Genomic DNA, 10,752 nt, shown 5'->3' with positions numbered 1-10,752 from the left:
GCGGCTCGAGGATTGGGGGCTGATCCCCACCGCGCCGGACTGGGCCGGCGGCCTGCGCGCGGCCTGGACCCCGGGCGAGGACGGCGCCCACGCCCGCCTGCGCACGTTCCTTCAGGAGGGGCTCGCCGCCTACCCCCACGACCGCGACCGGCCCGACCGGACCGGCACCTCGCGCCTGTCGCCCCACCTGCACTTCGGCGAGATCGGCCCGCGCCAGGTGTGGGCCGCGCTCCTGTCGGCGACCAGCGCCTCCTCGGGGGCCGACAAGTTCATGTCGGAGCTCGGCTGGCGCGAGTTCTGCCATCACCTGCTGTTCCACTTCCCCACCCTGCCCCAGGCCAACTTCCGCGAGGCCTTCGACGCCTTCCCCTGGGCCGACGACCCCGCCGGCCTGGAGGCCTGGAGGCGGGGCCGCACCGGCTATCCGATCGTCGACGCCGGCATGCGCGAGCTCTGGACCACCGGCTGGATGCACAACCGCGTGCGCATGATCGCCGCCTCGTTCCTCGCCAAGCACCTGCTCACCGACTGGCGGGCGGGCGAGGCCTGGTTCTGGGACACGCTCGTCGACGCCGACCTCGCCAACAACGCCGCCTCCTGGCAGTGGACCGCCGGCAGCGGGGCCGACGCGGCGCCCTACTTCCGCATCTTCAACCCCGTGCTGCAGGGCGAGAAGTTCGATCCGGCCGGCGACTATGTGCGCCGCTGGGTCCCGGAGCTGGCGCGCCTGCCGGCGGCCTGGATCCACAAGCCCTGGGCCGCGCCCGCCGCGGTGCTGTCGCGGGCCGGCGTGGTCCTCGGCCGCAGCTACCCGCGCCCCATCGTCGACCACGCCCAGGCCCGCGAGCGGGCGCTGGCGGCCTTCGCCGAGATCCGGTCGCCGCGCGAGCCGGCTTGACCGGGCGCGGTCCAGAGCGCCAACTCGCCAGGGTCGGGAGGGGCCTTAACCCGTAAGGAGGTCCCATGAAACTGCCGCAGGACCAGCTCGAGCGACTGGCGTTGCACAGCGCGTTCGGCCTGCATCTGGTCGCCAAGTGGATGTCGGAGCGCAGCGACGTCGATCCCGAGATCCGCGACCGGCTGCGCGTCCACATCGCCGCCATCGACGGGGTCTTGTCGCACAACGGCCACGACTGGATCCGCGAGGAGATCGAGAAGACCGAGGCCGCGCTCGGCGCCGCCTGAGCCGCCGCTTGCCTCCGTCGGCGGGACCGTCCTAGGGCGGCGCCCCGCCGGCGGCTTCGGCCGCTTCGGCCTCGTTGCGCAGGCGCCGGTCCACCTCGGCCTCGAGCTGTTTGGTGGATTCGGCGCGGGCGTTCCTCTCGCGGATTTCCTGGACTAGCCGCTGGTCGGCGTTGCGGTCGTGCAGGCCCCACAGGAAGAAGCCGAACCCGGCGGCGGCGGCGAAGGCCAGCGACCCCGCCGCGATGGCGCCCATCGACACCCAGGCCTTGGACTGCGCCCCGGGCGGGGCCGGCTTCAGATAGGCGGCGGCCAGGAAGATCGCCCCCGCCAGGAAGGTCGCGCACCCCGATTGGTGGATCATCGCCCGCTGGGCCACGAGGTCGGCGTCGGCGACGACGCTGGGCGCGATGCCGAGCAGGCGATTGCCCTCCACGAGCTGGGAGACGTCCAGGGTGCCCGCATAGACCACCTGGGCCAGGCCGAAGAGCGCCAGGATCCAACCGGCGATGATCATTCGCATAGCCTCCGCGCTCGACCAGGATGCGCCTGTCTTAGCCGCCTCGGCCGCCGCGCACGACCCCTGCCGTCGCCCGTTCTGGTCACATTGCCTCGCAGGGCCCCGCAGGCGGGGCCGCCGCTCGCATGGCGTGCAAACTTCCTAGTCTAGATAAGGGGCATACCCAGATCGGGTAATGAAATTCTCCGCAACGAATTTTGCCGCGTTGTGCATCCGCCCCCGCTTACTGCACGTAGACCTAGTAACGTCTTGGACGCGGCAAGGGTAATTGAGAATTGCTCTTAGTCTCGACAGGCGATTTGGAAGTCTGAAGGAAGCATTATGCGCACGGATGCGACGCCGAAGAAGGCCGAACCGATGGACCTTGCCCTGGGCACGACCATCCGGCTTCGCCGCCGGTCCCTGGACATGTCGCAGAGCGAACTCGCCGAACTGTGCGGCGTCACCTTCCAGCAGATCCAGAAGTACGAGAACGGCAGCAACCGGATCTCGTTCTCGCGTCTGGTCAAGATCGCCGACGCCCTGCGCTGCCGGGTCACCGACCTGGTCGGGCCCCTCGACAACCTGGACGTCCACTCCGAGGCGGGTCTGGAGATGCTGAACCGCGCCGCCCGTCCGGACGCCCAGAACCTCCTGACCTACTTCAGCGAACTCGACCCGGCGACGCGCGAACAGCTGATCCGCTTCCTCGAGACCCTCGCGGCCGCCGAGGAAGTCCCGATGCGCCGCCGGGCCTGATCCCTCAGGCGGGCGCCTGGGCGGCCTCCGTCGCCAGCCGTCCGGTCAGTTCGGACATGTGGTCGAAATCGGCCTCGAAGGCGCCCAGCCCCTGGGTGATCGAGCGCAGCTCGGCGATCAGGTCGTGCCGCTCGCTGCGCGGCAGATAGACCTCGATCCGCTCCCAGCCGGGCCAGCCGTCCCGAGGGGCGAACCCCAGGATCTGGCCTCGCCGGGCCGCGATCGCCGAATTGACGTTCGACAGGGCCGACGACGGCGCGAAGATCGCCAGCCGGTCGACCGGCTCCAGCAGCACCGAGCCGCAGGCCTTCAGCCCCTCCTCGATCGCCAGCCTTCCGGCCGCCCGGAACGCCATCTCCGAGCTGTCGACGCTGTGGTGGGCGCCGTCCACCAGCACCACCTCGACGTCGGTCACGGGAAAGCCCAGCGGCCCCTTGGCCAGACCGTCGCGCACGCCCTGCTCCACGGCCGGGATCCACTGCTTGGGCACGGCCCCGCCGGTGATCTTCTGGGCGAAGCTGAAGCCCTCGCCCCGCGGCAGGGGGCGGATCTCCACCGTCACGTCGCCGAACTGGCCGTGGCCGCCGGTCTGCTTCTTGTGCCGGCTGTGCTGCACGGCCGGCTTCTGGATGGTCTCGCGATAGGGGGTGCGCGGCTTTTCGGTGGCGATCTCGACCCCGAAGCGGCGCTTCAGCCGGTCGAGCGCCAGGCGCACGTGGCCTTCCCCCTGCCCGGCCAGCAGCACCTGCCGGCCCTCGGCGTCGTGGATCAGCGACAGGCCGCGGTCCTCGTCGATCAGCTTGGCCAGCGCCCCGGACAGACGCACGTCGTCCTTGCGGCTCTGGGCGGTGACCGCCAGGGCGTAGAGCGGCGCCCGCTCCGGCAGCCGCACGCCCGCCTCTCGCGCCACCCCGTCCATCGAAAGCACCGCTCCGGGCGCGGCCTCGTCGATCTTGCCGACGGCGACCACGTCCCCCAGCCGCGCCTCGGCGAGCTTCTTCAAGCCCGCGCCCTGCACGGCGAACAGCCCGCCCGCCCGGCGCCGCTCGCCCTGCGGCAGGGTCAGCTCGGTGCCGTCGCCCATCGGCGCGCCGAAGATGCGGGTGAAGGCGAGCTTGCCCGCCTGGCCGGCGTAGGCGGTCTTCAGGACATAGCCGGCGGGTCCGTCCAGGCCCAGACGCCGCGCCGCCCGCTCCGGCGGGGCCGTCTCGTGGCGCAGGGCCTTCAGCAGCCGGCGCACGCCGAAGCCGTTGAGCGCCGAGCCGAAGAACACCGGCGCGATCAGGCCCTCGTTCATCTCCCGCACAAGGTCGGCGAACACCAGGTCGCGGCTGGGGGTGATGTCCGACAGCAGCTGTTCCATCAGCTCGTCGTCGAAGTCGGCGAGCTGCTCGAGCATGTGGAAGCGCGCGTCGGCCTCCAGCGCCGCGAGGTCGTCGGTCAGCGGCGTCTGCTGCGAGGGCTGGCCCTGGCGGTAGACGAAGGCGCGCTCCAGCGCCAGGTCGACGAAGCCGGTGACCCGCTCGCCCTCGGAAATGGGGATCTGGCGCGCCACCAGATGGGCCGTGCTCATCGGCGCCAGGGCGGCCAGCAGCTCCTGCAGGGGGCCTCTGGCCTGGTCGATCTTGTTCACGAACACCGCGTGCGGCGTGCCCATCTGCTCCAGGGCCTGCAGCATCGGCTGCAGCAGGATCGCCTTGGCCGGGTCCGGGTCGGCCACCACGATGGCCAGGTCGACCGCCGGCAGGACCGCGTCGGCCTCGGCGGTGAACTCCGCCGCCCCGGGGCAGTCGACCACGGCGTAGCGGTCGCCCAGGAAGTCGAAGCCCGCGATGTTCAACTCCACCGAATGGCCGCGGGCCCGGGCTTCGGGGCTGGCGTCGCCGATCTTTTCCGCTGCCGCGCCGCCGGCGCGCTGATCGACGGCGCCGGTGGCGAGCAGCATGGCCTCAAGCAGGGCTGTTTTGCCGACGCCCGTCGGTCCGACGAGCGCCAGGGTGCGGACCGCGCCCGCAGCATTGACTGGCATAGGACGACCTCCCATCGCTTCCAAGGAGCTGGGATGGCGCCACGTCGCCGAGCCGCGTGTGCGCCCTCACAGCGCATCAACGTCAGACGGTCGCGAGCCGGTGCAGCCGCACGGCCGCCTTCGCCGACACTAGGCCAGGGCCGCAGCCGGCGCCATGGCGATTCGGCGGCGGACGGCTCAGCCGTCCTCGTTGGGGATGTTCAGCACCGCGCCGCAGGCCTTGCAGTGGACCGCGTCGGGGTCGTGGCGCAGGAGGCCGCAGACCGGGCAGGCGAAGCGCACCTTGTAGGGCCGGATCAGGGTCTGGGCCAGGCGCACGAACAGGGTGATGCCGCTGATCATGATGACGATCGAGATCACCTTGCCCCAGGTCCCCGGCAGGGTGACGTCGCCGAAGCCGGTGGTGGTCAGGGTGGCCACCGTGAAGTAGAGCGCGTCGACATAGCCCTCGATGCCCGGATGGCGCCCGGCGAAGCTGGTGTAGACGAAGCCCGTGGCGACGAAGACGAAGGTGACCAGGGTGGAGACCGCCCGCGCCGCGTCCTCCCAGCGGGTGTCGTCGTAGCGCCGGCCCACCGTCCGCCAGAAGATGTCGCTGTGGAACAGGGTCCAGATCCGCAGCGCCCGCAGGAAGGCCAGGTTGAACAGCCACTGTGGGGCCAGCAGCGTGGCCAGCACGAACAGGTCCACCAGGACGATCGGCCGGCGGAACCAGCTCTTCAGGTCGGGCCAGGCCAGGGCGCGGGCGACAAGGTCCACCGCCAGCACGAACGCCACGAAGTAGTCCACCGCCAGGAAGGCCGGCGTCTGCCGCAGGAACGGGGCGGCCACGAAGAAGGCGATCAGCACCAGGTCCACGGCGATCACGCCGAGCCTGAAGTGCACGGACCGGCGGCTGTGGCCGTAGTAGAGTTCGTGCAGGCGGGCCCGCAGGCGCGGCAGGCGCCGGCGGCGCCCCTCCTCGCCCTCGCCGCCCCCGCTCATTCGGCGTTGCGCGGGGCGGTCGGATCGCCCCTCGCCAGGGCCAGGACCAGCGCCCCGCACAGGCCCGACAGGCCCGACCCGACCAGCACGCCCAGCTTGACCTCCGCCTGCAGGATCTCGTGGGTCGGGAACGCCAGCAGGCCGATGAACAGGCTCATGGTGAAGCCGATCCCGCACAGCAGGGATACGCCATAGAGCTGCAGGAGCGAGGCGTCCTCCGGACAGTCGGCCCAGTTCAGGCGGATCGCCGTCCAGCTCGCCAGGAACACCCCGATCTGCTTGCCCACGAACAGGCCCGCCGCCACCCCAAGGGTGACCGGGGCGGTCAGCGCCTCCAGCCCCAGTCCCGACAGGCTCACCCCCGCGTTGGCGAAGCCGAACACCGGCACGATCAGGAAGGCCACCGTCCCGGCCAGGGCGTGCTCCAGCCGGTGCAGCGGGGAGTCCTCGGCGTCCGGCCGCGCCGGCGACTTCTTCAGCGGGATGGTCAGGGCCAGCACCACCCCGGCCAGGGTGGCGTGCACGCCGGACTGCAGCACGCAGAACCACAGCCCAAGGCCCAGCAGCAGATAGGCCCACAGGTGGCGCACGCCGAACCGGTTCAGCCCCACCAGCACGGCGATGACCGCCGCCGCCGCGCCCAGCCAGACCGTCGACAGGTCGGCGGTGTAGAACAGCGCGATGATCACCACGGCCCCGAGGTCGTCCAGGATCGCCAGGGCGGTCAGGAAGATCTTCAGCGAGATCGGCACGCGCTTGCCCAAGAGCGCCAGGACGCCCAGGGCGAAGGCGATGTCCGTGGCCGCCGGCGTCGCCCACCCGCGGGAGGTCTCCGGGTCGCCCTGGTTGACGGCCAGGTAGATCAGCGCCGGCACGACCATTCCGCCCAGCGCCGCCATCCCCGGAAGCACCCGCCGGGACCAGGTCGAGAGCTGGCCGTCGAGCACCTCGCGTTTGATCTCCAGGCCCACCAGCAGGAAGAACACCGCCATCAGGCCGTCGTTGATCCAGTGGAGCAGGCTGAGCGGGCCGATGTAGATGTGCAGCGAGTGGAAATAGTCGTCCGCCAGGGGCGAATTGGCGATGATCAAGCCGGCCGCCGCCGCCGCCATCAGCACGCCGCCCCCTGCCGCCTCGCTTTGCAGAAAGTAGCGCAGGGCGGAGATCGAGCGCATGGAGCGCGGTTTAGACATGAAGGGGCCGGTCCTTTACTGCCACGAAGCTTCGCCGGCCGTTCTTAAGGGCCGGCGGCCACAGCGCCAACGCGCAACGGGCGCGCCCGGATCACATTTCGGCCAACCGCTCCGCATGCCAGGCGATGTGGTCGTCGATGAAGCTGGTCATGAAGAAGTAGGAGTGGTCGTAGCCCTCCTGCATGCGCAGGGTCAGGCGTTGGCCGGCCGCCTCGCAGGCGGCCTGCAGCAGCTCGGGCTTCAGTTGCTCGGCGAGGAACTCGTCGGCGGTCCCCTGGTCGATCAGGATGTCGTCGAACCGGCCGCGGGCCGCGCCCGCCTCGATCAGCCGCGCCGCGTCATGCTCGGCCCATGCGGCGCGGTCCGGCCCCAGATAGGCCGTGAACGCCTTCTCGCCCCACGGGCAGCGGCTGGGCGAACAGATCGGCGCGAAGGCCGACACCGATCCGAACAGCTCCGGGTGACGCAGGGCGAGGGTCAGCGCCCCGTGCCCGCCCATGGAATGGCCGAACACCCCGCGCCGGGCCGCATCCACCTTGAACGCGGCCTTCACCGCGTCCAGGAGGTCGCGGACGACATAGGTTTCCATCTTGAAGCAGCTCGCCCACGGCGCCTCGGTGGCGTCCACGTAGAAGCCGGCCCCCTGGCCGAGGTCGTAGGCCGGATCGTCGGCCACGCCTTCGCCCCGCGGGCTGGTGTCCGGCGCGCAGATCGCCACCCCGTGGCGGGCCGCCGCGCCATAGGCGCCGGCCTTGGTGGTGAAGTTGTCCTCGGTGCAGGTCAGCCCCGACAGCCAGACGAGCAGCGGGACCGGCCCCGTTCCCGGGGGCGTGAAGAACGAGAACCGCATCGGCGTGCCGGTGGCCGCGCTGTCGTGGCGGCAATAGCTCAGCTCGCCGCCGTGGACCCGCCGCCGCTGCAGGACCTCGAGCCCCATCAGTAGACCACCACCGAGCGGATGCTATCGCCGGCGTGCATCAGGTCGAAGGCCTCGTTGATGCGCTCCAGCGGCAGCTTGTGGGTGATCATCGGGTCGATGGCGATCTTGCCGTCCATGTACCAGTCCACGATCTTCGGCACGTCGGTGCGCCCCCGCGCCCCGCCGAAGGCCGTGCCCTTCCAGACCCGGCCGGTGACCAGCTGGAAGGGCCGCGTGGCGATCTCCTTGCCCGCCTCGGCCACGCCGATGATGATGCTCTCGCCCCAGCCGCGGTGGCAGGCCTCCAGCGCCTGGCGCATCACCGTGGTGTTGCCCGTGCAGTCGAAGGTGTAGTCCGCGCCGCCGCCGGTCAGTTCCACTAGGTGGGCGACGATGTCGCCCGGCACGTCCTTCGGGTTCACGAAGTGGGTCATGCCGAACCTGCGGCCCCATTCTTCGCGGTCCGGATTGATGTCGACCCCGACGATCATGTTGGCGCCGACCAGCTTGGCCCCCTGCACCACGTTCAGGCCGATCCCCCCCAGGCCGAACACGATGACGTTGGCGCCGGGCTCGACCTTGGCGGTGTTGACCACCGCGCCCACCCCCGTGGTCACCCCGCAGCCGATGTAGCAGGAGGTGTCGAACGGCGCGTCCTCGCGGATCTTGGCCACCGCGATCTCCGGCAGCACCGTGTAGTTCGAGAAGGTCGAGCAGCCCATGTAGTGGTGGATGGTCTGGCCCTTGTAGGAGAAGCGGCTGGTGCCGTCCGGCATCAGGCCCTTGCCCTGGGTGCCGCGGATCGCCGTGCACAGGTTGGTCTTGCGCGACAGGCAGCTTTTGCATTGGCGGCATTCGGGCGTGTAGAGCGGGATCACGTGGTCGCCGGGCTTCACGCTCGTCACCCCGGGGCCGACCTCCACCACCACGCCCGCGCCCTCGTGCCCCAGGATCGAGGGGAAGATCCCTTCGGAGTCCAGGCCGTCCAGGGTGTAGGCGTCGGTGTGGCACACGCCGGTGGCCTTGATCTCCACCAGCACCTCGAAGGCCTTGGGCCCTTCCAGGTCCACCTCGACGATCTCCAGGGGCTTCTTGGCTTCGAAAGCGACGGCTGCACGGGTCTTCATGGGCGCCTCGGGTCTGGGGGGATTGCGAGTCGCCAGACCATGTCAGGTCCTGCTGGGCAGGCAAGACCGCCGCGGCCCGCTTTTCCGCCGCCGCGGCCCATGGTCTGCTTGACCCTCGCAGCAAGGGAGCGCGCCGTGGGCGAGTGGGTGCTTGGAGTGATCGGCGGTTCGGGCCTCTACGACATCGAGGGCCTTCAGGATCGGCGCACGATCGAGGTGGAGACGCCCTGGGGCGAGCCGTCCGACGCCCTGGTCGCCGGCACGCTCGGCGGCGTCCAGCTTGTGTTCCTGCCGCGCCACGGCCGCGGCCACCGCACCCCGCCCAGCCGCATCAACGCGCGGGCCAACATCGACGCCCTCAAGCGCTGCGGCTGCACCGACGTGGTCTCCCTGTCGGCCGTCGGCTCCCTGCGCGAGCACCTGTCGCCGGGCGCCTTCGTGATCGTCGACCAGTTCGTCGACCGCACCTTCGACCGCGAGAAGAGCTTCTTCGGCCAGGGCTGCGTGGCCCACGTGTCCATGGCCCGGCCGGTGTGCGAGCGCCTCGCCGCCCTCGCCGCGGAGGCCGCCCGGGCCGCCGGCGCCCGCGTGGTCGAGGGCGGGACCTACCTGGCCATGGAGGGGCCGCAGTTCTCGACCAAGGCCGAGAGCGAGCTCTACCGCCTGTGGGGCTGCGACGTGATCGGCATGACCAACATGCCCGAGGCCAAGCTCGCGCGGGAGGCCGAGCTGCCCTACGCCTCGGTGGCGATGGTCACCGACTACGATTGCTGGCGCGAGGACGTGGCCCACGTCGAGGTCGGCGACATCCTCGCCCACCTGTCGGCCAACGCGGCGACCGCCAAGGCCCTGGTCCGCCATCTGGCCGCCGCGATGAGCGGCGAGCGTAGCCCCTCGGTCGTCGACACCTGCCTCGACGGCGCCATCGTCACCGATCCGGCCCATCGCGACCCGGACCTGGTGCGCAAGCTCTCGGCGGTCGCCGGAAGGGTTCTGAAATGAAGCGACGCACGTTCCTGGCCGCCGCGGCCGCCCTGGCCGCCCGTCCCGCCCTGGCGGAGGCGCCCGCGACCGCGCGGGTGCGCATGGAGACCGCCCTCGGCCCCATCATCCTGGAGCTCTACGGCGACCAGGCCCCGGTCACTGTCGCCAACTTCCTGCGCTACGTGGACTCCCGGCGCTTCGACGGGTCCACCTTTTACAGGGTCTCCCGCGCCCCGGGCGCGCCCGAGTACGGCATGATCCAGGGCGGGCTGAACGGCGATCCCAGGCGCCTGATGAAGCCCATCGCCCATGAGCCCACCACCAGGACCGGCCTGTCGCACACGGACGGGACCATCTCCATGGGCCGCTGGGCGCCGGGCACGGCCACCGCCGAGTTCTTCATCATGGTCGGCGACGCCCCCGAGTTCGACGCCGATCCCAAGGCCAAGGGCGACAACGCCGGCTTCGCCGCCTTCGGCCGGGTGGTCGAGGGCATGGATGTGGTCAGAAAGATCCTGGCCGAACCCCAGTCCCCAACCGCCGGCCAGGGGGTGATGAAGGGCGAGATGCTCAAGGCCCCGGTGAAGATCCTCAGCGTGCGGCGGGTGGAGAGCTGACGCCTCAGGCCCCGTCGCGTCCGGCCAGGCTGCGCAGGATGCGGCAGTCGCGCACCGTCGAGCGACCGCAGTGGTCGATCAGGTCGTGCAGTTCGTCCTTCATCGCCGTCAGGTCGGCGATCTTGCGCTCCACGTCGGCCAGCCGCTCGCGGGCGATGGCGTCGGCCTCGGCGCAGTCGCGATCCGTCCCGTCCGCCAGGCCGAGCAGGGCGCGGATCTGGTCCACCGAAAAGCCCAGGTCCCGCGAGCGCCGGATGAAGGCCAGCCGCGCCGCGTGCGCCGGCTCATAGGCGCGGTAGTTGCCCTGCGTGCGCGGCGGCGCGGGCAACAGGCCGATCCGCTCGTAGTAGCGCACCGTCTCCACCGCCACCCCGGCGCCCCGCGCCAGCTCCCCGATCGACCATCCGTTCCGCATGCCTTGACCCTGTAGCTCCTACAGGGTCCACTTGGGGAGCCGGA

The 10,752-nt window shown here is 71.0% G+C and carries 12 protein-coding genes; 5 read left to right on the top strand and 7 right to left on the bottom strand.

Going from position 1 to position 10,752, the window contains the following annotated elements; translation table 11 throughout:
* Window positions 1-898 (top strand): cryptochrome/photolyase family protein (locus ACK4YQ_RS17170; RefSeq protein ID WP_409612999.1); only part of this gene is annotated, 898 nt, incomplete at its 5' end.
* Between the two features lie 65 nt (window positions 899-963).
* Complete coding sequence (locus tag ACK4YQ_RS17165; RefSeq protein ID WP_409612997.1) at window positions 964-1,185, top strand: hypothetical protein; 222 nt, start codon at window positions 964-966, stop codon at window positions 1,183-1,185.
* Between the two features lie 31 nt (window positions 1,186-1,216).
* On the opposite strand, the gene ACK4YQ_RS17160 is transcribed toward ACK4YQ_RS17165, so the two are convergent.
* Window positions 1,217-1,699: a hypothetical protein gene (locus ACK4YQ_RS17160; protein WP_409612995.1), complete on the bottom strand. Its 483-nt coding sequence runs from the start codon at window positions 1,697-1,699 to the stop codon at window positions 1,217-1,219.
* Window positions 1,700-2,023: 324 nt separating this feature from the next.
* On the opposite strand from ACK4YQ_RS17160, the gene ACK4YQ_RS17155 reads away from it, so the two are divergent.
* Complete coding sequence (locus ACK4YQ_RS17155) at window positions 2,024-2,440, top strand: helix-turn-helix domain-containing protein (protein ID WP_409612994.1); 417 nt, start codon at window positions 2,024-2,026, stop codon at window positions 2,438-2,440.
* A 4-nt stretch (window positions 2,441-2,444) separates the two neighbouring features.
* Here the strand turns inward: ACK4YQ_RS17155 and ACK4YQ_RS17150 are convergent, their stop codons facing one another.
* The 5 genes from ACK4YQ_RS17150 to ACK4YQ_RS17130 all read right to left on the bottom strand — a co-directional run bounded on the left by ACK4YQ_RS17150 (window position 2,445) and on the right by ACK4YQ_RS17130 (window position 8,692).
* Window positions 2,445-4,469, bottom strand: a complete 2,025-nt coding sequence (locus tag ACK4YQ_RS17150) for an elongation factor G (RefSeq protein ID WP_409612993.1) — start codon at window positions 4,467-4,469, stop codon at window positions 2,445-2,447.
* Window positions 4,470-4,646: 177 nt separating this feature from the next.
* The gene (locus tag ACK4YQ_RS17145; RefSeq protein WP_409612991.1) at window positions 4,647-5,453 is read right to left on the bottom strand and encodes a potassium channel family protein; all 807 of its coding nucleotides are present in this window, start codon (window positions 5,451-5,453) and stop codon (window positions 4,647-4,649) included.
* Window positions 5,450-6,646 (bottom strand): Na+/H+ antiporter NhaA, encoded by a 1,197-nt coding sequence (gene nhaA / locus ACK4YQ_RS17140; RefSeq protein ID WP_409612989.1) that lies wholly within the window; start codon window positions 6,644-6,646, stop codon window positions 5,450-5,452. Before nhaA ends, ACK4YQ_RS17145 begins: the two co-directional genes overlap by 4 nt.
* A 91-nt stretch (window positions 6,647-6,737) precedes the next feature.
* Window positions 6,738-7,583, bottom strand: a complete 846-nt coding sequence (fghA, locus tag ACK4YQ_RS17135; RefSeq protein WP_409612987.1) for an S-formylglutathione hydrolase — start codon at window positions 7,581-7,583, stop codon at window positions 6,738-6,740.
* Window positions 7,583-8,692, bottom strand: coding sequence for an S-(hydroxymethyl)glutathione dehydrogenase/class III alcohol dehydrogenase (locus ACK4YQ_RS17130; protein WP_409612985.1), 1,110 nt, complete (start codon window positions 8,690-8,692; stop codon window positions 7,583-7,585). Before ACK4YQ_RS17130 ends, fghA begins: the two co-directional genes overlap by 1 nt.
* Before the next feature lie 135 nt (window positions 8,693-8,827).
* Between ACK4YQ_RS17130 and ACK4YQ_RS17125 the strand changes: the two genes are divergently transcribed.
* The gene (locus ACK4YQ_RS17125; protein WP_409612984.1) at window positions 8,828-9,694 is read left to right on the top strand and encodes an S-methyl-5'-thioadenosine phosphorylase; all 867 of its coding nucleotides are present in this window, start codon (window positions 8,828-8,830) and stop codon (window positions 9,692-9,694) included.
* A complete protein-coding gene (locus ACK4YQ_RS17120) occupies window positions 9,691-10,293 on the top strand; it encodes a peptidylprolyl isomerase (protein ID WP_409612983.1) in 603 nt (200 codons plus the stop codon). Before ACK4YQ_RS17125 ends, ACK4YQ_RS17120 begins: the two co-directional genes overlap by 4 nt.
* A 4-nt stretch (window positions 10,294-10,297) precedes the next feature.
* On the opposite strand, the gene ACK4YQ_RS17115 is transcribed toward ACK4YQ_RS17120, so the two are convergent.
* The gene (locus ACK4YQ_RS17115) at window positions 10,298-10,708 is read right to left on the bottom strand and encodes a MerR family transcriptional regulator (protein ID WP_409612981.1); all 411 of its coding nucleotides are present in this window, start codon (window positions 10,706-10,708) and stop codon (window positions 10,298-10,300) included.
* Window positions 10,709-10,752 lie beyond the last annotated feature (44 nt).

Source organism: Phenylobacterium sp., from assembly GCF_046291545.1.
Classification (GTDB): domain Bacteria; phylum Pseudomonadota; class Alphaproteobacteria; order Caulobacterales; family Caulobacteraceae; genus Phenylobacterium.
This window is presented reverse-complemented; position numbering and strand designations above follow the sequence as displayed.

Coding starts and splice junctions, on each gene's coding strand:
- ACK4YQ_RS17165 (WP_409612997.1), top strand. CDS start 964: ATGAAACTGCCGCAGGACCAGCTCGAGCGACTGGCGTTGCACAGCGCG.
- ACK4YQ_RS17160 (WP_409612995.1), bottom strand. CDS start 1,699: ATGATCATCGCCGGTTGGATCCTGGCGCTCTTCGGCCTGGCCCAGGTG.
- ACK4YQ_RS17155 (WP_409612994.1), top strand. CDS start 2,024: ATGCGCACGGATGCGACGCCGAAGAAGGCCGAACCGATGGACCTTGCC.
- ACK4YQ_RS17150 (WP_409612993.1), bottom strand. CDS start 4,469: ATGCCAGTCAATGCTGCGGGCGCGGTCCGCACCCTGGCGCTCGTCGGA.
- ACK4YQ_RS17145 (WP_409612991.1), bottom strand. CDS start 5,453: ATGAGCGGGGGCGGCGAGGGCGAGGAGGGGCGCCGCCGGCGCCTGCCG.
- nhaA (WP_409612989.1), bottom strand. CDS start 6,646: ATGTCTAAACCGCGCTCCATGCGCTCGATCTCCGCCCTGCGCTACTTT.
- fghA (WP_409612987.1), bottom strand. CDS start 7,583: ATGGGGCTCGAGGTCCTGCAGCGGCGGCGGGTCCACGGCGGCGAGCTG.
- ACK4YQ_RS17130 (WP_409612985.1), bottom strand. CDS start 8,692: ATGAAGACCCGTGCAGCCGTCGCTTTCGAAGCCAAGAAGCCCCTGGAG.
- ACK4YQ_RS17120 (WP_409612983.1), top strand. CDS start 9,691: ATGAAGCGACGCACGTTCCTGGCCGCCGCGGCCGCCCTGGCCGCCCGT.
- ACK4YQ_RS17115 (WP_409612981.1), bottom strand. CDS start 10,708: ATGCGGAACGGATGGTCGATCGGGGAGCTGGCGCGGGGCGCCGGGGTG.